The organism is Amycolatopsis rifamycinica (genome assembly GCF_000695625.1).
Lineage (GTDB): Bacteria > Actinomycetota > Actinomycetes > Mycobacteriales > Pseudonocardiaceae > Amycolatopsis > Amycolatopsis rifamycinica.
Genome location: NZ_JMQI01000028.1, coordinates 203,888 through 228,689, shown reverse-complemented (window position 1 = coordinate 228,689; position 24,802 = coordinate 203,888). Strand labels below are relative to the sequence as shown.

Here is a 24,802-nt window from a genome sequence, read left to right as displayed (position 1 = left end):
TCTAGGCTCCGGAAGCGTGAGAATCGTTCCAGTCCCCTACGACCACCCCGACGCGGCCAAGCTGATGGCCGCGGTGCAGCAGGTGTACGTCGAGCGCTACGGCAGCGAGGACGCCACCCCGATGAGCCCCGCGGACTTCGACCCGCCGCAGGGCCTGTTCCTCGTCGGCTACCAGGGCGAGGAGGCGGTCGCCTGCGGGGCGTGGCGCGCCCACGACGGCCCCGAGCCCGACTTCCGGCCCGGCGACGCCGAGTTCAAGCGGATGTACGTCTCCGACGCGGCGCGCGGACGCGGGTTCGCGCGGATGATCCTGTTCGAGCTGGAACGCACGGCGGCGCTGTCCGGCCGCAAGCGCGCGGTCCTGGAGACCGGCACGAAGCAGCCGGAAGCGATCGCGCTCTACACCTCGTCGGGCTACACGGAGATCCCGCACTTCGGCATCTACAAGAACGAGCCGGAAAGCCGCTGCTTCGGCAAGGACCTCACCTCGGTGTGAGCTTCAGCAGGGCCGCCGCGTGGGGCCGCAGGGTCGCCGAGACATCGGTTCCGACGTCCCGGTGGGCCCAGAGGTCGCGCACGGCCCACGACCCGGGGATCGACGCGGAGACGGTCGCGGTGGTGCTGCCGGTGTTGAGCAGCACCACCGCGAAACCGCCGCCGCTCAACGGTTTTCCCCACACCTGGTAGCCGGGACCCGCGTCGAGCCGCCGCCCCTGGCTGCCCGCGAAGTCCTGGTCGACGGCGATCGCCTCGGCGTTGCCCAGCGTCGCGAGGTCGGTGCCGCTCAGCCTCGCCGGGTCGGTGCCGGCGAACAGCGGCGCGTTCAGCACGGCCCAGACGCTGAAGTGCGCGCGTGCCTCGTCGGCGGTGAGCGTGCCGTTGCCGACCTGGAGCATGTCCGGGTCGTTCCAGCCGCCGGGGGAGCCGCTGTGGACGGCGACCCCGGCCTGCCGGTCGATCGTCGCCAGCACCGAATCCCAGGTCGCGACCAGATCGTCCGTGGTGCGCCAGAGGTTCGCCACCGGCCGCGCCCATGTCCACGGGCTGGAGACGCCGTACTCGGAGATCGCGTAGACGACCGGGCGGGGCAGCGCGGCCAGTTCGTCGCGCATCTTCTCGAACGCGGCCTTCCGGTCGAGGCCGTCGACGGTGCCGGCGTTGCACCAGTCGTACTTGAGGTAGTCGACGCCCCAGCGGCCGAACGTCTCGGCGTCCTGGCGTTCGTGGCCGAGCGAGCCGATGCCGGAGGCGGGGTAGGCGTCGTTGGCCATCGCGCAGGTGCGGCTGCCGGGCACGGCGTAGATGCCGAACAGCAGGCCGCGGGAGTGGACGTAGTCGGCGAGGTCGGCGATGCCGTGCGGGAACCGCTTCGGGTCTGCCCGCAGCGAGCCGTCGGCGGCCCGGGTGGGTGCCTGCCAGCAGTCGTCGACGACGACGTACTGGTAACCCGCGTCACGCAGACCGGTGGCGGCGAGCGCGTCGGCCGCTTCGCGCACGACGTCCTCGGTGAGGTCGTAGCAGCGGACCTGGTTCCAGCTGTTCCAGCCCATCGGCGGCGTCCCGGCCAGGCCGTTCGCCAGGGCGGGCGAGGCCACCGGCAGGCTGAGCAACCAGGTCAGCGCGCCGAGGAGGAGCACGAGGCCCGTGCTCGGAGTACTGGCGTTCCGGTTCGCGGCGATGGCGTGATCCAATCGCACGGGAAGTGAAACCGCAGTCACCCGGAGGCGGCATGGCCATCTACGCACTCGGTGATCTCGAGCCGACGATCCACCCCGACGCCTACGTCCACCCGGACGCGACGGTGATCGGCGACGTCCGGATCGGCGCGCACGCGTCGGTGTGGCCGCAGACGGTCCTGCGCGGCGACCACGGGTACATCGAGATCGGCGAGCGCTCGAACGTCCAGGACGGCTGCGTCCTGCACTGCACCGAACGGCACCCGACGATCCTCGGGCCGTCGTCGGCCATCGGGCACGCGGTGCACGTCGAGGGCGCGACGATCGGCACGGGCTGCCTGATCGCGTCCGGCTCGGTGGTGCTGAACGGCTCGGTGATCGAGGACGGCGGCATGGTCGGCGCGGGCGCGGTGCTCTCGTACGGTGCTCACGTCAAAACCGGCGAGATCGCGCTGGGCGTGCCGGGGAAGGTGCGGGAGAACAAGTCGTTCAGCGCGGAGAACATCGCTCTCGTCGTCGATTCGTACGTCCGGCGGGCCCAGCGGTTCCGGACCGAACTGCGACGGCTCGACCCGCTCGGGTGACCTCGGCCACGCCCGGTAAGCTCGCGGGCCGTGACCGCACGACCGCTGCAGGACATCGTCGAGGCAGGCTGGGCGAAAGCCCTCGAACCGGTGGCGCCGCAGGTCGCCGCGATGGGGGAGTTCCTCCGCGCGGAGATCGCCGCGGGCCGGACCTACCTGCCGGCGGGTGAACACGTGCTGCGGGCGTTCCAGCAGCCGTTCCACGACGTCCGCGTGCTGATCGTCGGGCAGGACCCGTACCCGACGCCCGGGCACGCGGTGGGCTTGAGCTTTTCGGTGGCGCCGGACGTCCGGCCGATCCCGAAGAGCCTGGTCAACATCTACAAGGAGTACTGCGACGACCTCGGCCACCCGCTGCCGTCCAACGGCGACCTGACGCCGTGGGCCGACCAGGGCGTGCTGCTGCTCAACAGGGCGCTGACCGTGCAGCCCGGGAAGTCGAACTCGCACCAGGGCAAGGGCTGGGAAGAGGTCACCGAGCAGGCGATCAAGGCCCTCGCGGCCCGGCCGGAGCCGATGGTGGCGATCCTGTGGGGCCGCAACGCCCGCAACCTGCGGCCGATGCTGGGCGAGGTCCCGTGCATCGAGTCCGCGCACCCGAGCCCGCTTTCGGCGCACAACGGCTTCTTCGGGTCGCGGCCGTTCAGCCGGGCCAACCAGTTGCTGGAGTCCCAAGGCGCGGCGCCGGTCGACTGGAAACTCCCCTGACCGGTGTCCGGATCGGTGTGACGGCTCCGACCAGGGGTGAACCCTTTGGAGGAAGCATGAACGTCACTTCGGCCGACGGCACGGCCATCCACTTCGAGCAGCGCGGTTCGGGCGCGCCGGTGATCCTGGTCGGCGGCGCGTTCAACGACCGGACGACCGTGGCGGGCCTGGCGGAGGTCCTGGCCGGCGACTTCACGACGATCGCCTACGACCGCCGCGGGCGCGGGGACTCCGGCGACTCGGCCGAGTACGCGATGGAGCGGGAGATCGAGGACCTCGCGGCGCTGATCGCCCACGTGGGCGGGACCGCGTCGGTGTTCGGCCACTCGTCGGGCGCGGTCCTGGCCCTGGAGGCGGCCGCGGCGGGCATCGGCATCGACCGCGTGGTGGCGTACGAGCCGCCGTACGCGACCGACGAGCACCCACGGGCCGACGTCGTCGACGAGGTGCGGGCGCAGCTGGCGGTGGGCGACCGGAATGGCGCGGTGGCGACGTTCCTGCAGGTCGCGGGCACCCCGGCGGAGATGATCGAGGGGATGAAGTCCGCGCCGGTGTGGGGCTGGTTCACGGCGCTGGCGCACACGCTGCCGTACGACCTGACGATCGTCGGCCCGGATGCTCGCCCGCGGGCCTCGCTGGCCCGCATCTCGATCCCGGCCTTGGTGATCGGCGGCGGCGCGAGTGACGAGGCTCTCCGGTCAGGCGCCCGCGCGGCGGCCGCGGCGGTACCGGGCGCCCGTCACGAGACGCTGGCCGGCCAGGACCACGGGGTGCTGCAGTTCCCGGAAACCCTCAAGGACCCGCTGACGGATTTCCTGAAGCGGGCATGAAAATGGCGGGTGCTCTCGCGAGCACCCGCCACCCCAAACTTCTCGCCTCAGCCGCGAACGACCTTGCCCGCCTTGATGCACGAGGTGCACACGTTCAGGCGCTTGCGCTGGGACACACCCACCTTGGCGTGGACGGTCTGGATGTTCGGGTTCCACCGGCGGTTGGTACGGCGGTGGGAGTGCGAGACCGACTTGCCGAAGCCGGGTCCCTTGCCACAGACGTCGCACACGGCAGCCACGTCGAACTCCTTTGGATCTGGGTCATAGAAATGAGCCCAGATGCACTGGGCAACTCGACCATAGTAACTACTGGCTTCGCGAGGCCCCGCACCGGGTCGATACGCTGCCTCGGACCGGTCAGGAGGTTGCGGGGTGCGGGTGCTGGACACGGCGGCGGTGTCGGCCTGGGCTGCGGGTTGTGTGCGCAGCCTGGCGAGCCTGCGGCCGGCCATCGACGAGATCAACGTCTACCCCGTCGCCGATTCCGACACCGGCTCCAACATGCTCTTCACGATGACCGGCGCGGCCCGCGAACTCTCCGAAGCGACCCCGGGTGACGCCGCCGAAGCGCTGAAGATCCTGGCGCGGGGCGCGGTCGCCTCCGCGAAGGGCAACTCCGGGGTGATCCTCTCCCAGGTCGTGCGCGGGCTCGCCGACCGCGCCGAAGGCGACCTGGACGGCCCGTGGCTGGCCGAGGCCCTCGGCCACGCCGACGAAGTCGCCACCGGCGCCGTCAGCCGCCCGGTCGCCGGGACCATCCTGACCGTCCTGCACGCCGTCGCCCTCGCCGTTCGCGGTGAGACGAGCCCGCTCGGCGAAGTCGCGAAGAAGGCTGCGCAGGAGGCCGCGCACGCCCTCGAGAAGACGCCCGAGCAGCTGCCCGCGCTGGCCAGGGCCGGGGTCGTCGACGCCGGGGCGCGCGGCCTGGTCGCCGTGCTCGACGCGCTGGTCGGGGTGCTCACCGGGGCCCCCGTCGAACAGGACCACGCCCTCGAGGCCCCCGCGCACGACGAGGCCTACGCCTGGGAGGTCATGTACCTCCTGGACGGTGTCGACGAGGCGAACCTGCCGACCCTGCGCAAGGAGCTCAGCGGCCTCGGCGACAGCGTCACCGTGGCCGGCGACGGCTCGGGCAGCCACGCCGTGCACGTCCACTGCGCCGACATCGGCGCCGCCATCGAGGCCGGGCTCGCGCTCGGCCGGCCGCGCAAGATCCGCGTCGAACCACTGCTCACGCCGACGCCGATCGAGCCCGGCGGCGGGATCGACCGCACGGTCGTCGCCGTCGTCCACGGCGGGGCGCTGGCCGAGCTGCTGCGGGCCGAAAGCATCCCGGTGCTGGCCGTGCCCGAAGGCGGGACGCCGAGCGTCGAGGACATGATCGGCCTGCTCAACGAGGCCGCCGGGCAGCAGGTGACCGTGCTGCCGGGCAGCGTCGCGCTCACCGCCGCCGCCGACACCGCGGCCGGGCACGCCATGGCCGCCGACCGGGACGTCGTGGTCATCCCGTGCGCGTCACCGGTGCAGGTGCTCGCCGCCCTCGCCGTGCACGACGCCGGGCGCCGCACCAACGACGACGTCGTCGCGATGGCCGAAGCGGCCGCCGCGACCAGGCGTGGCGAACTGCGGATCGCGCAGGAGGAGTCGCTAACCTGGGTGGGCCGGGCCCAGTCCGGTGACGTGGTCGGCCTGGTCGACGACGAGGTGGTGCTGATCGAGCCCGCGCCCGCGTCCGAGACGAACCTGGTCGCGGCCGCGATGAAGGTGCTGAACCGGATGCTGGCGCTCGGCGGGGAACTGGTGACGGTGCTCAGCGGGGCGGCGGCCCCGCCGGGGGTCGCCGAGGAGCTCGCGGAGCAGCTGCGGGTGGAGCACCCGGAGGTGGAGCTGACCAGCTACGCCAGCGGCCAGGCGGACGCCGTGCTGCTGATGGGAGTCGAATAGCGGATGGCCGGACTGCGCGACAAGCTGCCGTTGCTGCTGGGCGCCAAGACGGCGAAGGCGCTCGCCACGTCGCTGAACATCGAGACGGTCAGCGACCTGCTGCGCCACTACCCGCGCCGCTACGCCGAGCGCGGCGAGCTCACCGACATCCACGGCCTCGAGCTGGGCGAGCACGCCACCGTGCTGGCGCGCATCGAGAAGGTGAGCAAGCGGCGGATGAAGGCCCGCAACGGGACCATCCTCGACATGGTCATCACCGACGGGAAACGCCGCCTCACCTGCGCGTTCTTCAACCAGGCCTGGCGCGAGAAGGACCTCGTCCCCGGCAAGACCGGCCTGTTCGCCGGCAAGGTGTCCGCCTTCCGCGACACCCTGCAGCTGACCAACCCCGAGTACGAGCTGTTCGAGGCCGACCGCGCCGAAGAGGCGATGGACGACTTCCTCGCCGCGATCATCCCGGTCTACCCGGCGGCGCAGGGCATGCCGACCTGGTCGATCGCCAAGTGCGTGCGCCAGGTCCTCGACGTCCTCGAGGTCGACGACGACCCGATGCCCGCCGAGCTGCGGCGGCTGCACCGGTTGTCGGACCTCGACAACGCGCTGCGCGGCATCCACCGCCCGGAGAACTGGGCGCACCTGGAGGCGTCGAAGAAGCGGCTGAAGTGGGACGAGGCCATGGCCGTCCAGCTGATCTTCGCGCAGCGGCGCCACTCGGCCATCTCGCGGCCGGCGAAGGCCAACCCGCACGTCGGCGGTGGCCTGCTGGACGCCTTCGACAAGCGGCTGCCCTTCGACCTCACCGCCGGCCAGCGGGGAATCGGCGACGAGATCGCCGCGGACCTCGCCTCCGAGCACCCGATGAACCGGCTGCTGCAGGGCGAAGTCGGCTCGGGCAAGACGGTCGTCGCGCTGCGGGCGATGCTGCAGGTGGTCGACAACGGGCGGCAGGCCGCGATGCTGGCCCCGACCGAGGTCCTCGCCGCGCAGCACGCGCGGTCGCTGCGCGAGATGCTCGGCGACCTCGGCCAGGCGGGCGAGCTGGGCGCGGCGGAGAACGCCACCCGCGTGACCCTGCTGACCGGGTCGATGGGGGCGAAGGAACGCAAGAAGTCGCTGCTGGAGATCGTCAGCGGAGAGGCGGGCATCGTCGTCGGCACGCACGCGCTGATCCAGGACCACGTCGAGTTCGCCGACCTGGGCCTGGCCGTCGTCGACGAGCAGCACCGCTTCGGCGTCGAGCAGCGGGACGCGCTGCGCACCCGCGGCTCCGGCGACACCAGCCCGCACGTGCTCGTCATGACCGCCACGCCGATCCCGCGCACGGTCGCGATGACCGTGTACGGCGACCTGGAGGTCTCCGCGCTGCGCGAGATGCCGGTCGGGCGGTCGCCGATCTCGACCACGGTCGTGCCGGTGGCCGAGAAGCCCGCCTGGTTCGACCGGATCTGGCAGCGCGTCCGCGAAGAGGTCGGCAAGGGCCACCAGGCGTACGTCGTCTGCCCGCGGATCGGCGACGAGCCGCCGTCGGACAAGAGCGACAAGCGGCCGCCGCTCGCCGTCCTCGATGTCGCCCCCGAGCTGGAGAACGGCCCGTTGCGGGGCCTGAAGATCGGCGTGCTGCACGGCCGGATGCCGCCCGACGACAAGGACGCCGTGATGCGGGCCTTCTCCGCGGGCAACCTGGACGTCCTCGTGGCCACCACGGTGATCGAGGTCGGCGTGAACGTGCCGAACGCGACCGCGATGGTGATCATGGACGCCGACCGGTTCGGCGTCAGCCAGCTGCACCAGCTGCGCGGCCGCGTCGGCCGGGGCAGCGTGCCCGGGCTGTGCCTGCTGGTCACCGAGGCCCTCGACGGCACGGCGACCCGCGAGCGGCTGGCGGCGGTCGAGTCCACCACGGACGGTTTCGAGCTGTCGCGCCTGGACCTCGAACTGCGCCGCGAAGGCGACATCCTCGGCGCCGCGCAGTCCGGGAAGCGGTCCACGCTCAAGCTGCTGTCGCTGCTGCGGGACGAAGACGTGATCGCCGCGTCCCGGGCGCTGGCGCAGGAGCTCGTCACGCAGGACCCGGACCTGACGAAGTACCGCGGCCTGGCGCAGATGGTCGCCGACGTCGTCGACGTCGAGCGCGCGGAGTACCTGGAGAAGAGCTGATCCGCGCGGCCACGGTCGCCGACGCCCCGGCGATCGGGCAGGTTCACGTGGCCTCGTGGCGGGCGGCGTACGCGGGCCTGCTGCCGGAGGACTTCCTCGCGCGTCTCTCGGCCGAAGAGCGGGCGGCTTCCTGGGAGCGACGCCTCCGCGAAGGCGCCGGGCAGGTGCTGGTCGTCTCGGAGGACGACGTCGTGGTCGGCTTCGTGGCCTTCGGGCCTTCGCAGCTGTATGCGCTGTACCTGCTGCCGGAGTGCTGGGGCCGCGGCCTTGGCCGGGCGCTGCACGACCGGGTCGTCGCGGCGATGTCCGGCGACAGCGCCGTTCTCTGGGTGCTCGCGACCAACGAGCGGGCGAAGGCGTTCTACGTCCGGCAGGGCTGGGTGGACGACGGCGGCACCGGAACCGAGACGCTCGGCGACGTCACCCTGGAAGTGGTGCGGTTCCGCCGTCCGTTGCCGTGAACACGCCGGCTTTCGCCGCGGCGGCGGCCGCCGCCGCCGCGACTCCCGCGTCCTGCGGCGTCACGCCTTCCCGGGACACGAACAGGCGGTAGAACACCGGGCCGCAGGCCACGCGCACCGGCTCCACGGGATCGGTGCCGGGCGGGACTTCGCCGCGCTCGATCGCCCGGGCCACGGCGGCCGCCGAACGGGCGTGGCGGTCGACGTAGAACTCGCGCAGGGCGTCGGCCGCGCGCGGGGAGAGGAACGCCGCCGAGATCGACGCCGTGGGCAGCTCGCGCTCGCCCGGGGTGGTGAAGTAGCGCACGAGCTCCAGGGTGATCGCGCGCAGGTCGCCTTCGAGGGAACCGGTGTCCGGCACCGCCCACTCCTGCTCGGCGCCCAGCAGCAAGGCCGCCGCGACCAGGCCTTCGGCGGACTCCCAGCGGCGGTACAACGTCGTCTTGTGCACGCCGGAGCGTTCGGCGACCGCCTCGACGGTCAGCTCGGCGTACCCGCGTTCGCCGAGCAGCTCCAGCGTGGCGTTGAGCGCGGCGAGGCGGGTCCGCTCGGTGCGGCCGCCCGGACGCTTCGTCCCGGAAATCTCGGTTGCCAACTGCTACTCCTGTTGCGTTAGTGTGCCCAGTATGACAGGAACCGTCGACGTGGCCGAAATCGCCGAGTTGATCGGCGACGCCGAGGTCGTCGCCATCGGCGAGAACAACCATCACATCCGCGAGTTCGGCGCGCTGCGCGACCGCCTCTTGCGCCACCTGGTCACCGAGTGCGGCTTCACCGTGCTCGGGTTCGAGAGCGGCTTCGCGGAGGGGCACCTGGTCGACGCGTGGCTGCGGGGCGGTCCGGGTGAGGTCGCCGACATCGCCCGCGACGGCTTCACGTTCGGCCTCGGCAACTCGGCCGAGGTGCACGAAATGCTGACCTGGCTGCGCGGCCGCGGTGTCCGGTTCTCCGGGCTCGACGTGCCGGGCTCGGCGGGCTCGCCGGTGCCGTCGCTGCGGGCGCTGCGTGCGGAGATCCTGCGCGCCGACCCGGCCAATGTGTCTCTTGTGGACAATGCGTTGGCGGCGTGTGAGCCGTATGCGTCGGTGAGCAGCGCGGTCGCGCCCGGGCGCTACGCGGCGATGAGCCCCGAAGCCCGGGATGCCGCGACGACGGCGTTGGCCGTCCTCAAAGGACACGTCGAGTCCCTCGGTCACGGCGACGTCGCCGCGCACCACGCGGAGGGCGCGCTGCGCGTCGACCTGTACCTGCGGGAGCTCGACGCGCTGATGGCGGGCCGGGCGCCCGAGCCGCAGAGTTCGTCGCGGGACACGTACATGGCGGCCACCGTGCGGTTGCTGCGGCGGCGGTTCCCCGGCGAGAAGATCGTGCTGATGATCCACAACGGACACCTGCAGCGCGTCCCGTTCTCGCCGATGCCGGGCATGACGGCGCCGTCGGCGGGGACGCACCTGGCCGCGGAGCTGGGGGACAGGTACTTCGCGCTCGCGCTCACCGCCGTCTCGGGGACGACGACCGGCCTGGCGCCCGATCCGGCGTACCCGCTGGGGTTCCGGATGTTCGAGCAGGCCCTGGACGAACCGGCGGAAGGCAGCGTCGAGGCGGTGCTCACGGATCGGGCGCCGTGCGTGGTCGCGCACCCCGCGGCCTCGGCCGTCCGGCACGCGCACATGACACCGCCGGTCGACGTCGCGGCCGCGTGGGACGCCGTCGTCTGCCTGGAGAAGCAGGAAACGATTTTCCGGTCCGCCGCTGAATAGGTGTGCCCGTTCGGCTGCTTGCCGCAATGGCCTGATGGGCGTTCCCTACCGGTATGGCCGGGCGGAGGCGGGCGCTGATCGTCGCCAACGGCGAGTACGACAACGCGGGGCTGCAGCGGCTGGGCTCGCCCGCGGCGGACGCCGACGCCCTGGCCGGGGTGCTCGCCGACCGCGCGATCAGCGACTTCGACGTGCAGGTCGTGCGCAACGAAACCGCGCACGTCGTCCAGGCGGAGATCGAGGACCTCTGCCTCGAGGGCAAGCCGGACGACGTCCTCCTGATGCACTTCTCGTGCCACGGCCTGAAGGACGACTCGGGCGGCCTGTACTTCGCCGCCCGCAACACCCGGCCCGACCGCCTGCGCTCGACGGCGGTGTCCGCGCAGTTCGTGCAGCAGTGCATCCGGCAGAGCCGCTCGCGCAGCATCGTCCTGCTGCTGGACTGCTGCTACGGCGGGGCGTTCGGCCAGGGCGTGGCGGTCCGCGCCTCGGGCGACGCGAACGTCCTCGACAGCTTCCGCGGCGGCCGCGGAAGGGCGGTCATCACGGCGTCGAACTCGATCGAGTACGCGTTCGAGGGCGCCACCCTGGCCTCGGACCAGCCGGCCCAGCCGTCGGTGTTCACTTCGGCGCTGGTGGAGGGCCTTCGCACGGGCGAGGCGGACCGCGACGAAGACGGCTGGATCGCGCTGGGGGAGCTGTACGAGTACCTGTTCGACCGGGTCCGCGAGCGGAACCCGAAGCAGACCCCGAGCCGCGACATCGAGATGCAGGGCGAGCTGTACCTGGCCAAGAGCAGGAGGCGCCGCATCAAGCCATCCCCGGTCCCGGCGGACCTGGCGGCGGCGATCACGGCGGAGAACCCGTTCACCAGGCTGGGCGCGGTGGCCGAGCTGCGGCGCCGGTTGCCGAGCGCGAACCTGCCGGTGGCGATGGGGGCGTTCGAGGCGCTGAAGACGATGGCGTCGACGGACATCGAGCACGTGGCCGCGGCGGCCTCGGACGCACTGGCGTCCGCGGTGGTCCGGGTCGACGTGCCATCGCTGCGGCTGTCGGCGGCGGCGCGGTCGTCCGCGGTGGCTTCGCTGCGGGTGCTGGGCCCGCCGGTGGCGCGCGAGGTGCGGTTCGAGGCGTCGCACCCGTGGATCGCGGTGACGGAGGTGCCCGGCGGAGCAGAGCTTTCGGTCACGGCGGGGGACACGGGGGTGCGGCGCGGGAAGGTCGTGGTGAGCGGGCCGACCGGGGATGTCGTGGTGGGCGTGGAGGTCGAGGCGGTGGTCACGCCCACGCCGGAGCGGCCACAGCCGGGGGCGGGGAGTATCGCGGCCCCGGAGGCCGAACTGGCCGCGCCCGTGGTGGTTGGGAAGGCGGAGTCCGCGCAAGTATCCGGGGAGGCTGCCGCCGCGGAGGCGCACCCTGCGGCCGCGCCTGCACCTGTGGGCGGGAAGGCCGATCCGCCGCAGGCTTCCGGTTCGTCTGCCGGGGAGGCGGCCGTGGCGGAGGCGCACCCTGCGGTCGCGCCTGCACCTGTGGGCGGGAAGGCCGATCCTTCGCGAGCTTCGGGATCGCCTGTCGGGGATGCAGCCGTGGCGGAGGCGCGCCCTGCAGCCGCCGGGAAGACTGAGCCCCCGCAAGGCTCCGAACCGCCCGCCACCACCGTGACCGCCGGCCGGAACTCGCCGCCGGGTGCCGTTGATCCCGTCGGGGGGTTCGCCGGGGTGGTCGCGATCGCCGGCTCCGTGTTCGCCGTGGTGGGACTTCCGCTCAAATACCGCTGGGACAGCTACACCCTCGCCGAATACCGCCCCGGCATGGAGTACTACGTCGCACTCGTGGCCGCCGGTGCGCTGCTCGCCGGGGTGCTGGCCCTCGCGCCCCGGACGCGCGCGTGGATCGGGCCCGCGCTGCTCGCCGGTGTGGGGCTGGCCGCCTTGTTCGGGCTCGCCCGGTTCGTCGGCGAGAGCATCACCCTGTCCACGGCTTCGGCCGCCGGCTCGGCCACCGGTGTCACCTTGGTGGGCTACGTCGGCGAGGCGGCTTCCGAGTCGGGGACCGGGCTGAACGCCGGCTTCACCTTCGCGCTCCTCGCGCACCTCGCGTGGGTGCTCGCCGGTGCGTGCGCGCTGGTGGCGTTGCGCCGGAACCCCGCCGTCGCCCTGCGGGCCGGGCCGGTGCGCGGGTGGGCGGCCTGGGTGGCGATCGGGCTGGGCGTGCTGCTCGGCGCCGGGTGGCTCGTCCAGCTCGGGGAGCTGTCCGCCTACGACTCCGACAGCGCCGGCCGCAACGCCGCCTACTTCGTCCTCGGCGCCCTGCTCGCCGTCCTCGTTCCCGTTGTCGCCGTGGTGCTGAGCCCGCGTCCGGTCGGCAGCGCGGTGCTGGCGGCGGGCATCGCCGGCCTGGCCGGGGTCCTGGGTCCGACGTTCGCCGTACTGGCGGACTATTCGTCCCTGACCTACGTGGGGCAGGCGATCGCCGTGTCGGCCCTCATTCTGCTGGCGATCGACGCCGCGGTCCTCGCCCGGAATCAGCCGAACGGGCGACAGCCCTGAGTTGTCACCCGGGCACCGCCGGGGTACCACGACGATCATGAGGATGCTTCTCGCGGCCGTGGCCGTGCTCGCCGGGCAGGTCACGAGCGGCGGGGTGCAGCCCGATCCACCCAGCTGGGGGCTCGACCGGATCGACCAGCGGACCGGCCTCGACCACGCCTACCACTACGCCGGCGACGCATCGGCCGTCACGATCTACGTGATCGACAGCGGCGTCGACGCGAAGCACCCCGACTTCCAGGGCCGCGTCGCGCCGGGGCGGGACTTCCTCGACGGCGGCGCCGACACCTCGGACACCAACGGCCACGGCACCCGGCTCGCCGGCATCGCCGCGGGCAAGGACTACGGCGTCGCGAAGGGCGCGCAGATCGTGCCGGTGCGGGTGCTCGACAAGGACGGCGGGGGCGACATCGACCAGATCATCGCCGGGATCGACTGGGTCGCGCAGAACGCCCAGCAGCCGGCGGTGGCGGTCCTCGGCATCGGCGGGGCCCCGAACGACCAGCTCGACGCGGCGGTGAAGCGCCTGGCGAGGGTGGTACCGATCGCCGTGCCGGCCGGCGGCGGGACAGCCGACGCGGGCGGCTACTCGCCGGGCCGGGTGCCCGAGGCGCTGACGGTCGCGGCCTCCGACCCCCAGGACCGTCCGGACAAGACGTCGAACTCCGGCCAGGACGTCGACCTGTACGCCCCGGGCGCCGACATCCCGGCCCCGATCGCGGGCGGCACGACGGCGGGCCCGGAATCGGGCACCTCGATGGCGGCGGCGTTCGCGGCCGGCGTGGCGGCGCTGTACCGGGCACAGCACCCCGGCGACACCCCGGCCCAGGTGGCCGACGCCCTGGTCCGCGCGGCCACGCCGGACGTGCTGAAGGAGGTGCCGGACGGCACGGCCAACCGGCTGCTCTACGCGGCGCCGGGGGGCTGACGCGCGTTGTCCACAAGGCAGCCGGGGTGTGGACAACCGGGCCCGACCTGCGGTTTTCCCGGCCTGGGCGTCGGTGTGGCCCGATAGACTGGACCCGGGGGGCGCCCCCGCGGCCGGAGGGTTCCGGCGAAGTCCTCCGGGCGGCTGTGCTGCCGGGTGCCGGCCGGGGTGCGGCAGCGGACTCGAACGTCTTGGCTGACTCGTCCAGGACGTCCGAGGTCCTGAATGCAAAACACCCGCGAAGCTCGACTGCCGGAGAGGCAGGCCCACCGGTTGCTCTCCGCGCCCTCTGGCGGTCGATGCCGGAGTCCGGAAAGCTGGAGCCGGAGGAGGTGCGCCATGCCAGGGTTCGAGCGGCGGCAGCCTTCGTTCGACCTGGCCGAGCTGGTGGGCCGGAAGATCGGGGACGCCCGGGAGCGCTGCGAGCGCGACGGCTTCCACGTGCAGGTCGTCGACCTCGACCGGCACCCGGCGGTCACCCTGGAGTGGCGGCCGGACCGGATCAGGCTCGCCGCGCGCCGAGGTGTCGTCGAGGACTGCCACCAGGGGTGACCACCGAACCTCCTGGTCCGCATGACGTCCATCACCCGGGACTCAACTCCCGCAGAGCGGGAAAAACCGGGTAACGTGCGTTGACTTACCGATCCAAGAGGGAAGGACCGGGCATGTTCCGCAAGGTTCTGGTGGCCAACCGCGGGGAGATCGCGATCCGGGCGTTCCGCGCCGGCTACGAACTCGGTGCCGGCACGGTTGCCGTGTTTCCGCACGAAGACCGCAACTCGCTGCACCGGCTGAAGGCCGACGAGGCGTACGAGATCGGCGAACCCGGTCACCCCGTGCGCGCCTACCTCTCGGTCGACGAGATCGTCGCCGCCGCGAAGAAGGCCAAGGCCGACGCCGTCTACCCCGGCTACGGCTTCCTCTCGGAGAACCCCGATCTCGCGCGCGCCTGCGAAGAAGCGGGCATCACCTTCGTCGGGCCGAGCGCCGAGATCCTCGAACTCACCGGCAACAAGGCGCGCGCGGTCAAGGCCGCGCGCGAGGCCGGCGTGCCCGTGCTCGGCTCGTCCGAACCGTCCAGCGACGTCGACGCGCTGGTGGCGGCGGCCGGCGACCTCGGCTTCCCCGTCTTCGTCAAGGCCGTCGCCGGTGGTGGCGGGCGCGGCATGCGCCGGGTCGAGGACCCCGCCCTGCTGCGCGAGTCCATCGAGGCCGCCGCGCGGGAGGCCGAGTCCGCCTTCGGCGATCCGACCGTCTTCCTCGAGAAGGCCGTCGTCGAGCCGCGGCACATCGAGGTGCAGATCCTCGCCGACGGCGAAGGCAACGTCATCCACCTCTACGAGCGCGACTGCTCGGTGCAGCGGCGCCACCAGAAGGTGATCGAGCTCGCCCCGGCGCCCAACCTCGACCCCGAGCTGCGCGACCGCATCTGCGCGGACGCGGTCAAGTTCGCCCGCCAGATCGGCTATCGCAACGCCGGCACCGTCGAGTTCCTGCTCGACAAGCAGGGCAAGCACGTCTTCATCGAGATGAACCCGCGCATCCAGGTCGAACACACGGTCACCGAAGAGGTCACCGACGTCGACCTCGTGCAGTCGCAGCTGCGGATCGCCGCCGGCGAAACCCTCGCCGACCTCGGGCTGTCCCAGGACAAGATCTACCTGCGCGGCGCCGCGCTGCAGTGCCGCATCACCACCGAAGACCCGGCCAACGGCTTCCGCCCGGACACCGGCATGATCTCCGCCTACCGCTCGCCGGGCGGCTCCGGCATCCGGCTCGACGGCGGCACCGCCTTCTCCGGCACGGAGATCAGCGCCCACTTCGACTCGCTGCTGGTCAAGCTCACCTGCCGCGGCCGCGACTTCAAGACCGCGGTCGGGCGCGCCCGCCGTGCCGTCGCCGAGTTCCGGATCCGCGGCGTCGCCACGAACATCCCGTTCCTGCAGGCCGTCCTCGACGACCCGGACTTCCGCGCCGGGCGCGTCACGACGTCGTTCATCGAAGAGCGTCCGCACCTGCTCACCGCGCGGACCTCGGCCGACCGCGGCACCAAGCTGCTGACCTACCTCGCCGACCAGACGGTCAACAAGCCGCACGGCGAGCGCCCGAAGACCCCGGACGCCACGCTCAAGCTGCCGAAGCTGCCGAAGGACGCCCAGCCGGCGCCGGGCTCGAAGCAGAAGCTCGTCGAGCTCGGCCCGGCCGGGTTCGCCGAGTGGCTGCGCAAGTCGCCGCACATCGGCGTCACCGACACGACCTTCCGCGACGCGCACCAGTCGCTGCTCGCCACCCGCGTCCGCACCAAGGACCTCCTCGCGGTGGCGCCGGTCGTCGCGAACACGCTCCCCGAACTGCTGTCGCTGGAGTGCTGGGGCGGCGCGACCTACGACGTCGCGCTGCGGTTCCTCGCCGAGGACCCGTGGGAGCGGCTCGCCGCGCTGCGCGAAGCCGTGCCGAACATCTGCCTGCAGATGCTGCTGCGCGGGCGCAACACCGTCGGGTACACGCCGTACCCGACCGAGGTGACCAGCGCCTTCGTCGAAGAGGCGACCAAGACCGGCATCGACATCTTCCGGATCTTCGACGCGCTCAACGACGTCGAGCAGATGCGCCCGGCCATCGAGGCCGTGCGCGAGACCGGGACCGCGGTCGCCGAGGTGGCGCTCTGCTACACCTCGGACCTCTCGGACCCGGGCGAGAAGCTCTACACGCTCGACTACTACCTCAAGCTGGCCGAGCAGATCGTCGGCGCCGGGGCGCACGTCCTGGCGATCAAGGACATGGCCGGGCTGCTGCGCGCGCCCGCGGCGACCAAGCTGGTCACCGCGCTGCGCAAGGAGTTCGACCTGCCGGTGCACATCCACACCCACGACACCGCGGGCGGCCAGCTGGCCACCTACCTCGCGGCGATCAACGCGGGCGCGGACGCGGTCGACGGCGCGGTGTCGTCGATGGCGGGCACGACGTCGCAGCCGTCGCTGTCCTCGATCGTGGCGGCCACCGACCACTCGGCCCGCACCACCGGGCTGGACCTGCGGGCGATCGGCGACCTGGAGCCGTACTGGGAGAGCGTGCGCAAGATTTACGCGCCGTTCGAGGCCGGGCTCGCGTCGCCCACCGGGCGCGTCTACGACCACGAGATCCCCGGCGGCCAGCTGTCCAACCTGCGCACGCAGGCCATCGCGCTGGGCCTGGGCGACCGGTTCGAGGACATCGAGGCCATGTACGCCGCCGCGGACAAGATCCTCGGCCACCTGGTGAAGGTGACGCCGTCGTCCAAGGTCGTCGGCGACCTCGCGCTGCACCTGGTCGGCGCGGGCGTCTCGCCGGCCGACTTCGAGGCGGAGCCGAACAAGTTCGACATCCCCGACTCGGTGATCGGCTTCCTGCGCGGCGAGCTCGGCGACCCGCCGGGCGGCTGGCCGGAGCCGTTCCGCACCAAGGCCCTCGAAGGCCGGGCCGCCGCGAAGCCCGTCGTCGAGCTGTCCGAAGAGGACCGTGCCGCGCTGGCGGCGGAACCGCGCCGGACGCTCAACCGGCTGCTGTTCCCCGGGCCGACGCGGGAGTTCGAGGCGCACCGCGAGGCCTACGGCGACACGTCGGTGCTGCCCAGCAAGGACTTCTTCTACGGGCTGCGGCCGGGCGAGGAGTACCCGGTCGACCTGGAGCCGGGTGTGCGGCTGCTCATCGAGCTGGAGGCGATCGGCGAGGCCGACGAGCGCGGCGTGCGCACAGTGATGTCGACGCTGAACGGCCAGCTGCGGCCGATCCAGATCCGCGACCGCTCGATCGCCTCGGACATCCCGGCGACCGAGAAGGCGGACAAGGGCAACCCGAAGCAGGTCGCGGCGCCGTTCGCGGGCGTGGTGACGCTGCAGGTCGCCGAGGGCGCCACGGTCGAAGCCGGGGCGACGGTCGCGACGATCGAGGCGATGAAGATGGAGGCCTCGATCACGGCGTCGACCGGCGGCAAGGTGGCCAGGCTGGCGATCACCTCGGTCCAGCAGGTCGAGGGCGGCGACCTCCTGCTGGTCCTCGAGTAACCCCGTCGTGAGGGGGTAAGGCGGGTTGGAACCCGCCTCACCCCTCACGACCCGCGCTACGCTCGGCGGATGCTGATCAACGCGGTGCCGCAACGGCAGGGCGCGGCCGGGCCGCGCGCGGCGGAACTGCCGGACGGCTGTGTGGCCCTGTCCGAGCTGGCCGGGCACGTGCTCGGCCGGCCCGTCCACCACGTCCGGCAGGCCCGGACGGTGTCCGAAGTGGACCGTGGGATCGCGTCCCGCGCGGTGCTGACCGGCGCGAACCGGGCGGCCCAGCTGGCGGCTCTGGAGGCCCCGGGCGGCCCGGTCCTGACGATCGGCGGCGACTGCGGTGTCGAGCTGGTCCCGATCGGGGTCGCGCGGTACCGGTACGGGCCGGGCCTGGGCGTCGCGTGGTTCGACGCCCACCCGGACCTGAACACGGCCGAGACGTCGCCGTCGGGGGCGTTCCACGGGATGGTGCTGCGGTCGCTGTTCGGCGAGGGCGACCCGGAGTTCGCGGCGGACCCGGCGTTGACCCCCGGGAACGTGCTGCTCGCCGGAACGCGCGCGTTCGACCCGGAGGAACAGGCGGCGATCGCGCGGGGCCTGGCGGTGACTTCCCCGGACGCCTTGGCGGGCGTGGAGCGGCTGTACGTGCACGTGGACCTGGACGTGCTGGACCCGGCCGAGTTCGCGGGGCAGAACCACCCGGAGCCGGACGGCTGGACCATCGCGCGGCTGGTGGCGGAGCTGGACGCACTGGCCCGGTTCGAGGTCGTGGGCGCGGGGATCACCGAGTGCGTGGGCACGCCGCGCGAGGTCGAGGTGCTGGAGCCGGTGCTGGCCGCGGTGGGCCGGCTCCTCGTGAGTGGAGAGTAGGTTTCTCACCCGCTGTGCTGTCTCAGGACCTCACAGACAGATTTGTCTCAGGACTTCTCGGACAGTTTCTGGTTGGTGAGGCGTTGGTAGCGTACCGATCTGTCTAGCGTGAGCTGGCGGGCGACCGTGTCGTCGATCATGACGGTGACGCGGTCGCCTTGCCAGTAAACGGTGGCGGTGCGCCTGGCCCAGCCGCGGCCGAGGACGATGGAGCAGCCGGAGAAGGCAATCACGCCGGTGGCCGAGACGGGCCGGGTGCTCATGCCGCTGAGTCGTCGTGGTCCGGTGGCGGGGGCGGCCTTCGCCCGGGTGTCGTAACGCTGCTGGGGCGTGTCTCCGCCGAGGCTTTGATGGCGGCGGTTGTTGTAGATTTGCCGGTATTGCTCGAGCAGTTCCTGCAGGTCGGTGAGGGTGTCGGCGGGTGGCCGGGCGGCGAGCCATTTCTGCAGAGTCTGGTGGCCGCGTTCGTTCTTGCCGCAGGTCTGCGGGTGATGCGGGGTGGCGGCGATGCTGGTGATCCCGAGTCCGGCGAGGTGGCGTTCGAGTTCGACCATCCGGCCGCGGTGTTTGCCGGTGAAGGCCAGCCCGTTGTCGGACAGGATTTTGACGGGCAGGCCGTAGCCGGCGAAGGCTTGTTGCAGCGCGGCCCAGGTGTCGGCGGTGGTCTCACCGGTCGCGGCGTGGGTGCCGACGTCGAGGCGGGAGTGGTCGTCGAGGATCTGGATGATGCAGACCTTGGTGCCGTCGGCCAGGTAGTGCTCCATGCCGTCGATCTGCCAGCAGCCGTTGGGGTCGGCGTAGGTGAACCGGCGCCGCGTTTTCGGTCGTTTGCGAGGTTGCGGGACGATCTGGCCGTGGGTGCGCAGGATCCGGTGGATCGAGGCACGCGAGGGCACCGGCCTGGTTCCGGTGTCCTGTAGTCGCCAGCGGATCGAGATCGGGCCGTTGTCCAGGCCCGCCTCGGCGAGTTCTTTGCGGGCTCGCAGCACCGCCTCCGCCACCGATGCCCCGACCGCGGTCGGGTGGTGGTGCGGGGCGGTGCTGCGGCGGGTGAACCCGTCCGCTCCCTCGGCGCGGAACCGGGCCAGGTACTTGTAGAAGGTGTCCCGGGACAGGCCGTGCTCGTGGCAGAACCGCGCCACGTTGATCTTCTCGCCGTGAGCGACCCGGGCGACCGCGGCGACGAACTCAGGATCCATCGAAAACCCTGCTCTGCCCATCGACGCATGATCACCACAAAAGCCCTGGCCACCATCCTGACAGGCCGGTCAGTGTCCGTGAGGTCCTGAGACATCAACTGTCGGCGAAGTCCTGAGACTCAACATAGGTTTCTCACCCGCCTTACCACTCACGACCCGTAGGCCGCGCGGACCGCCTCCAAGGTCGTGTCGAGGTCCGCGCCGAGATCACGGGCGTGCGCCGCGAACTCCGCCGCCGCGGTGGCCAGCAGGGTCTCGCGGTCCGGGCTGTCCGCGGGCACGGTCACCACCGTGCCGCGGGCGCGGGCCGTCGTCACCCAGCCCGCCGCCTCCAGCTCGCGGTACGCCCGGGCCACCGTTCCCGACGCCAGGCCCAGATCCCGTGCCAGCTGGCGGATCGGCGGCAGCCTGGCCCCTTCCGGCAGCGCCCCCGCCGTCACCGCGCGGACCACCTGGTCGTGCACCTGCCGCCAGGGCGGCACGCCGTTGTCGGTGTCGACGACGATCTTCACGCCGCCGCCGGCCGGGGTTTCGCCGGGGCCGTCACCGCCAGGAACGCCGCCAGGCCGGCCACCACGGCCAGGAAGGACACGAAGTCGCCCGCCGGCCAGCCGATCGCCGTGCAGGCGCCGATGCCCAGGCCGACCGCCACCCGCGCGCTGCGGCAGCGCAGCGCCAGGTCGGCCCGGGCCGCACCGACCGCCGGCCGGCGCACGGCCAGCAGCGTGATGGCCGCGCTGATCAGCGCCGTGCCCACCGCCACCGCCAGCAGCTTCCACTGCGCCGTCAGCGCCAGGTGCGCCAGCGCGCCCGCGGCCGCCAGCCCGCCCAGCACCAGGATCCAGGCCGGGACGATCCCGAGCAGCGCCCGCGGCGCCAGCTCGGCCTCCCGGCGCGGGCCGCGGGACGGGCGCTGGGCCAGCAGTTCGGCGATCAGGCCGCCGAGCAGCAGCGTGGCCAGGATCGAGCCCGTCGTCGTGTCGTCGAGCAGCGGGGGAATCGCGAGGAACAGCCACGGGTACCAGAGCCGGCGCCGCTTGAGGTAGCGGACGGCCAGTTCGACCTCCGCCGGCTCGGGCTCGGCCACCCCCCACCGTTCCAGCAAGCGCTTACCGTGCTTCTTCCCCGGCCAGAGCACGATCAGGATGGCCAGGCCGACCAGCCCCATGAGCACGGCGACCCAGAGCACGTTGTCCCACGGCATGCGGACCCTCCTCGTCTTGTATCAACCACACGATACAAGACTCCAGCGTAACCGCAGCGCGGGCCGGTCGTTGGGAGTTCGCCCGTTCGTACGCACGTGACCGTGCAGTCGGCGGGACACTTGTCAGCCGATCGCAGCCGGGCTGCGAAAAATTGTCACCGAGTTGACAATATCCCGGTTTTCCTTCACGGGAGTGACACGTTTGGCGTTAGTTTTTCGATGTGCCCGTTGTCACCCCGCGACAGGTGCGGGGTGCCCGGCCGCGGGGCGCCCGCGACCGGGAACCCGGGGCGGAGCAAAGGAGCTGCGATGTCGGTGGAGCGCGGATTCGATCACGCTGCGCCGCCTCCTCCCGCCACGCTACCGCGCAAGCTGGCCGACATCCTGCGACCCGAACTGGCCAGCCTCGCCGCGGAAATCGTCGAAGAAATCCGGGCGACCATCCCGGCCTACGCGCGCCCGCTCGACGGCCCCTACGGCAAGTCGATCCGCGCCGGTGTCGAATACGCGATCACGCTGTTCGTCGCGCAGATCGCCGACCCCACGGTGTCGAAGGAACAGTCCCACGAGGTGCACCACCGGCTGGGGCAGAACGAAATGCGCGAAGGCCGCAGCCTCGACACGCTGCAGTCGGCCTACCGCGTCGGCGCGCGGGTGTCGTGGCGGCGGATCATGCGCGTCGGGCGGCGCAGCGGCCTGTCCTCGGCGGTGATGTCGCAGCTGGCCGACGCGATGCTGGCGTTCATGGACGAACTCGCGTCGGTGGCGCTCGACGGCTACCTGGAGGCGAAGGCGCGCACGGCGGGAGCGCTGGACTCCTGGCGCCGCAAGCTCCTCCACCTGATCCTCGAGACGCCGCCCGCGTCCCCCAAGGCGATTGCCGAGCTGGCCCAGCTGATCGGCTGGCCGGTGCCGTCCGACGCGACGCCGGTGGCGATCTGCCCGGCGAGCGGCGTCGCCCCGGCCCGCCGGCCCGCCGGGCTCGACGCGGACGTCCTCGCCGAGCTGGACACCGCCGACCCGAAACTGGTCGTCCCGGGCGAGCTGAGCGGCCCCCGGCTGGCGGCCCTGCAGGTGGCGCTGCCCGACTGCCGCCTGTCGATCGGCCCGTGCGTCCCGCTGGCGTCGGTGGCCGATTCCCTGCGCTGGGCCCGCAATGCGCTCCAGCTGGCCGAGCGGGGCGTGCTGGCGCCGCGCCCGGTGCTGCGCGCCGAAGAGCACTTGGCGACGCTGCTGGTCAACTCCGACACCGGCCTGGTCGGCACGCTGCGGCACCGCCTGTTCGCCCCGCTGGCGGACATGACGGGCAAGCAGCAGGAGCGGCTCCTGGAGACGCTGCGGGCGTGGCTGGACAGCCAGGGCAACGTGGTGGAGATCGCCGAGCGCCTCGGCGTCCACCCGCAGACGGTCCGCTACCGCATGCGCCAGCTGCAGGCGACGTTCGGCGACAGCCTGCGCGACCCGGCGGCCCGCTTCGAAATGGAGCTGGCCCTGCGCGCGGGTGCGGCGCCGTTGCCCCTGCGGTACCCGGTGACCGACCTGCTGCCGTCACCGCGGTCCGGCGGCAGTCATCCACAATGGACGCCGCGGTAACCGGGGCCCGGACGGATCCCCGGCCACCCCGGGGCTCGACGCGGTCCTTTTCGGACTGATCCGGCGAGCCGACCGGATCGCGAGCCGCCGGGGACTCAGCGGCTCCGGCGGAAGGTCTCCGGCGGGATCGGCGTGACCGGCGGGCAGTTGCGGTGGTCCGCCTCCGCGCACAGCGGGATGATCGTGAGCCGCGCCGAGGCCTGGTTGCCGGGGCCCGAGTTCTGACCGGTGAACAACGAGCTCAGCCGCTCGGCCGCCCCGCAGTTCTTGAACGCCGGCAGGGTGAAGCCCCGGTACTTCGGGTCGGGGTTGTCCGGATCGGTGCGGATGAAGCCGCCGCCGAACGGGTCGTACTCGCCCATCATGTCGATCGGCATCGGCGTCTCCGACACGCAGTCCGGGCCGGCGTCCAGCGGGACGCCGTTCACCTTGACGTCGCTGAGCCGCGAGACCACTTCGAGGTGGTTGCGCAGCAACCCGTCCAGCAGGGTGCCGAAGGAGTGGATCATCGTGCTGCGCTGGTGGTCCACCGGCAGGAATTCGACGGTCGCGCTGATCGGCAGGAAGCCGTAGCCCAGGTAGGACACCGTCACCGGGGCGAACGCCAGCTCGCCGGTGACCTCGCTCCGGACGGGGAAGCCCTGCGCGTCCGTGATGTTCAGCCAGACGCCGTTCGCCAGCGCGGCCGGCTTGCTGCGGATCGTGGCGCCGGTCCTGGCGATCGTGCTCGTGTTGTCGACCTGGTTCGGCTGCAGCGGCAGCACCATCGTGGTGGTGTCGTCCGGCGGCGGTTCTTCGTCGAGCAGGGAGTGCTTCCGCGGGCCGGCCGGCCGCGGACCGGGGGCGGCCTTCTTCTCCGGTGCCGGCTTGCCCGCCGCGGGCGGGGTGGCCGCCAGCACCGCCACCGAGCCGAACGAGGGGTCCTGGCCGCCGTCGGCGGTGCAGGCCACCTGCTCGGCGGGCTGGTCCGGGGGCGCGCCGGTGCGGCCGAGCGCGAGTTTCGGTGCCGTCACCCGGATCCGCAGCACGCCGGCGGTGGACGGGGAGAACGCCGGGAGCTTTCCGGTGGCCACCAGCGGGAGATCGCCTTCGGCGGGCAACCCGGTGGCCGCGATGGTCATCGGGACGGTGAGGGTGTCCTTGACCTTCCCCTGCTCCAGCTGCAGCTGGAAGGTCAGCCCGCCTTCGAGGGTGCTGCCGGTGCCGAGCAGCTGCTGGGCGGCGGCGCGCGGGAGGGAGAACGACACGGCCAGGCCGTCGATGGTCACGGGCTGCCCGACGGTCATCGAGGCGGGCAGCGACGCGGCCGTCTTCACGGCGAGCGCGAGCGGCCCGACCGGATCGGCGAACGGGCACGTCGTGGCCAGCGTCTTGGTCAGCTCGTGCCGTCCGGACGCCGCTTCGCCGTCCGGCTCGCCCGGCGCGGCCGAACCGGTGCCGGTGAACGCGCCGGTGGTGACCGACACCGCGCACGCCAGCGCGATCGCGCCGCGGGTCGCCGTCCGCCGGGTCAGCCGTGGGGCCATGCCGTGCTCCTGTCCGTGCTGCTGGGGAACGAACCGTAGGGATGGCCGGGGCCCCGGCCATCCCTACGGTAGTGCTTCACCCGGTGATCAGGGGGTGATGACGAAGTCGGGCGAGAACGCCTTGTTCTGCGCCGGGCTGGTGGTCTTCAGGGTGCAGCTCATGTTCCAGTTCGCCCAGGTGTTGTTGGACGCCTTGTGGAACTGCAGCGCGGCGGTGATCGGTGAGCCGAGCGAGAGGGTGTCCGTGCCGGCGGTCGCCGGAGCGGTGTAGGTCGGCACCGTCGAGCTCGCGTCCTGGTTGATGTTCACCGTGATCGGCCCGCCGGCGGGGTAGATCGTCTCCGGGATGTCCAGGTTGGTCGCCGGGCCGGACACGGAGCCGCGAGCCGCGGTGACCGGGACGGTCGCCTTGCCGCGGATGCCGTCGTAGCCGACGGCGGTCAGCAGCGAGTGGACCGCGGCGGAGATCGTCGCGGTGCCGCCGACGTTGGTCGGCACGGCGGTGCCGTTGACCGGGATCGAGTCCGGCCCGGTCAGGAACGCCGTGATCGCCACGTCCTGCTGCGGGATGCCGGGGAACGTGCAGCGGTGGATGGCCGCGGCGTTGTAGGTCGTGTCGGCCGCCGCGACGCCGGCGGTCAGCATGCCGAGCGTGCTGACGACGGCCGCGGTGGTGACGGCCTTGAGGGACAAGTTCTTGAGTCGGGTCATGACTGTCAATCTCCTTTGATCATCCAGTTGACGTCTTGTCCGGCGCTGCCCACGCGCCCCGCGGACCG

22 protein-coding genes are annotated in these 24,802 nt (G+C 72.3%); 14 read left to right on the top strand and 8 right to left on the bottom strand.

From position 1 onward, the window contains the following. Window positions 1-16: 16 nt before the first annotated feature. Window positions 17-496, top strand: a complete 480-nt coding sequence (locus tag DV20_RS15515) for a GNAT family N-acetyltransferase (RefSeq protein ID WP_043780692.1) — start codon at window positions 17-19, stop codon at window positions 494-496. Here DV20_RS15515 and DV20_RS15510 read toward each other — a convergent pair. Next, a complete protein-coding gene (locus DV20_RS15510; protein ID WP_235190851.1) occupies window positions 483-1,637 on the bottom strand; it encodes a glycoside hydrolase family 27 protein in 1,155 nt (384 codons plus the stop codon). The genes DV20_RS15515 and DV20_RS15510 overlap by 14 nt on opposite strands. A gap of 92 nt (window positions 1,638-1,729) precedes the next feature. Between DV20_RS15510 and DV20_RS15505 the strand changes: the two genes are divergently transcribed. The 3 genes from DV20_RS15505 to DV20_RS15495 are packed head-to-tail and all read left to right on the top strand — an operon-like array spanning window position 1,730 to window position 3,798. Then, window positions 1,730-2,260, top strand: coding sequence for a gamma carbonic anhydrase family protein (locus DV20_RS15505; RefSeq protein WP_043780689.1), 531 nt, complete (start codon window positions 1,730-1,732; stop codon window positions 2,258-2,260). Between the two features lie 30 nt (window positions 2,261-2,290). Continuing rightward, on the top strand, window positions 2,291-2,968 hold the full coding sequence (locus DV20_RS15500) for a uracil-DNA glycosylase (protein WP_043780688.1): 678 nt from the start codon (window positions 2,291-2,293) through the stop codon (window positions 2,966-2,968). A 56-nt stretch (window positions 2,969-3,024) separates the two neighbouring features. Next, the gene (locus DV20_RS15495; RefSeq protein ID WP_043780687.1) at window positions 3,025-3,798 is read left to right on the top strand and encodes an alpha/beta fold hydrolase; all 774 of its coding nucleotides are present in this window, start codon (window positions 3,025-3,027) and stop codon (window positions 3,796-3,798) included. A gap of 47 nt (window positions 3,799-3,845) precedes the next feature. Here the strand turns inward: DV20_RS15495 and rpmB are convergent, their stop codons facing one another. Then, on the bottom strand, window positions 3,846-4,037 hold the full coding sequence (gene rpmB / locus DV20_RS15490) for a 50S ribosomal protein L28 (protein WP_003091970.1): 192 nt from the start codon (window positions 4,035-4,037) through the stop codon (window positions 3,846-3,848). A gap of 133 nt (window positions 4,038-4,170) precedes the next feature. On the opposite strand from rpmB, the gene DV20_RS15485 reads away from it, so the two are divergent. Genes DV20_RS15485 through DV20_RS15475 form a run of 3 tightly spaced genes read left to right on the top strand, consistent with a single transcriptional unit; the run spans window position 4,171 to window position 8,360 of the window. After that, window positions 4,171-5,742, top strand: a complete 1,572-nt coding sequence (locus DV20_RS15485; protein WP_043780685.1) for a DAK2 domain-containing protein — start codon at window positions 4,171-4,173, stop codon at window positions 5,740-5,742. A gap of 3 nt (window positions 5,743-5,745) precedes the next feature. Continuing rightward, window positions 5,746-7,899: an ATP-dependent DNA helicase RecG gene (gene recG / locus DV20_RS15480; RefSeq protein WP_043780683.1), complete on the top strand. Its 2,154-nt coding sequence runs from the start codon at window positions 5,746-5,748 to the stop codon at window positions 7,897-7,899. Window positions 7,900-7,946: 47 nt separating this feature from the next. Next, window positions 7,947-8,360, top strand: a complete 414-nt coding sequence (locus DV20_RS15475) for a GNAT family N-acetyltransferase (RefSeq protein WP_235190850.1) — start codon at window positions 7,947-7,949, stop codon at window positions 8,358-8,360. Here the strand turns inward: DV20_RS15475 and DV20_RS15470 are convergent. After that, entirely contained in the window at window positions 8,320-8,955 is a 636-nt protein-coding gene (locus tag DV20_RS15470) for a TetR/AcrR family transcriptional regulator (RefSeq protein WP_043780682.1), read from the bottom strand. The genes DV20_RS15475 and DV20_RS15470 overlap by 41 nt on opposite strands. A 31-nt stretch (window positions 8,956-8,986) precedes the next feature. Between DV20_RS15470 and DV20_RS15465 the strand changes: the two genes are divergently transcribed. The 6 genes from DV20_RS15465 to DV20_RS15440 all read left to right on the top strand — a co-directional run bounded on the left by DV20_RS15465 (window position 8,987) and on the right by DV20_RS15440 (window position 18,501). Beyond that, complete coding sequence (locus tag DV20_RS15465; protein ID WP_200876432.1) at window positions 8,987-10,120, top strand: erythromycin esterase family protein; 1,134 nt, start codon at window positions 8,987-8,989, stop codon at window positions 10,118-10,120. Window positions 10,121-10,173: 53 nt separating this feature from the next. Next, window positions 10,174-12,669, top strand: coding sequence for a caspase family protein (locus DV20_RS15460; protein WP_043780680.1), 2,496 nt, complete (start codon window positions 10,174-10,176; stop codon window positions 12,667-12,669). 43 nt (window positions 12,670-12,712) lie between these two features. Then, window positions 12,713-13,597, top strand: coding sequence for a S8 family peptidase (locus tag DV20_RS15455; protein ID WP_200876438.1), 885 nt, complete (start codon window positions 12,713-12,715; stop codon window positions 13,595-13,597). Window positions 13,598-13,936: 339 nt separating this feature from the next. Next, window positions 13,937-14,149, top strand: coding sequence for a hypothetical protein (locus DV20_RS15450; protein ID WP_043780679.1), 213 nt, complete (start codon window positions 13,937-13,939; stop codon window positions 14,147-14,149). A gap of 113 nt (window positions 14,150-14,262) precedes the next feature. Next, complete coding sequence (locus DV20_RS15445) at window positions 14,263-17,640, top strand: pyruvate carboxylase (RefSeq protein ID WP_043780678.1); 3,378 nt, start codon at window positions 14,263-14,265, stop codon at window positions 17,638-17,640. A gap of 69 nt (window positions 17,641-17,709) precedes the next feature. Continuing rightward, complete coding sequence (locus tag DV20_RS15440; RefSeq protein WP_043780676.1) at window positions 17,710-18,501, top strand: arginase family protein; 792 nt, start codon at window positions 17,710-17,712, stop codon at window positions 18,499-18,501. A 47-nt stretch (window positions 18,502-18,548) separates the two neighbouring features. On the opposite strand, the gene DV20_RS15435 is transcribed toward DV20_RS15440, so the two are convergent. From DV20_RS15435 to DV20_RS15425, 3 genes are all read right to left on the bottom strand, one after another. Then, window positions 18,549-19,721, bottom strand: a complete 1,173-nt coding sequence (locus DV20_RS15435) for an IS481 family transposase (RefSeq protein WP_235190849.1) — start codon at window positions 19,719-19,721, stop codon at window positions 18,549-18,551. Window positions 19,722-19,849: 128 nt separating this feature from the next. Beyond that, window positions 19,850-20,212, bottom strand: coding sequence for a GntR family transcriptional regulator (locus DV20_RS15430; protein ID WP_043780672.1), 363 nt, complete (start codon window positions 20,210-20,212; stop codon window positions 19,850-19,852). Continuing rightward, window positions 20,209-20,904 (bottom strand): hypothetical protein, encoded by a 696-nt coding sequence (locus tag DV20_RS15425; RefSeq protein WP_043780670.1) that lies wholly within the window; start codon window positions 20,902-20,904, stop codon window positions 20,209-20,211. The genes DV20_RS15430 and DV20_RS15425 overlap by 4 nt, the downstream gene beginning before the upstream one ends. A gap of 309 nt (window positions 20,905-21,213) precedes the next feature. Between DV20_RS15425 and DV20_RS15420 the strand changes: the two genes are divergently transcribed. Then, complete coding sequence (locus tag DV20_RS15420; protein WP_043780669.1) at window positions 21,214-22,497, top strand: PucR family transcriptional regulator; 1,284 nt, start codon at window positions 21,214-21,216, stop codon at window positions 22,495-22,497. A 95-nt stretch (window positions 22,498-22,592) separates the two neighbouring features. Here the strand turns inward: DV20_RS15420 and DV20_RS15415 are convergent, their stop codons facing one another. Both DV20_RS15415 and DV20_RS15410 read right to left on the bottom strand, forming a co-directional pair. Further along, on the bottom strand, window positions 22,593-24,023 hold the full coding sequence (locus DV20_RS15415) for a DUF6801 domain-containing protein (RefSeq protein WP_051736012.1): 1,431 nt from the start codon (window positions 24,021-24,023) through the stop codon (window positions 22,593-22,595). 87 nt (window positions 24,024-24,110) lie between these two features. Then, window positions 24,111-24,734: a DUF6801 domain-containing protein gene (locus DV20_RS15410; RefSeq protein WP_043780667.1), complete on the bottom strand. Its 624-nt coding sequence runs from the start codon at window positions 24,732-24,734 to the stop codon at window positions 24,111-24,113. Between the last annotated feature and the right edge of the window lie 68 nt (window positions 24,735-24,802).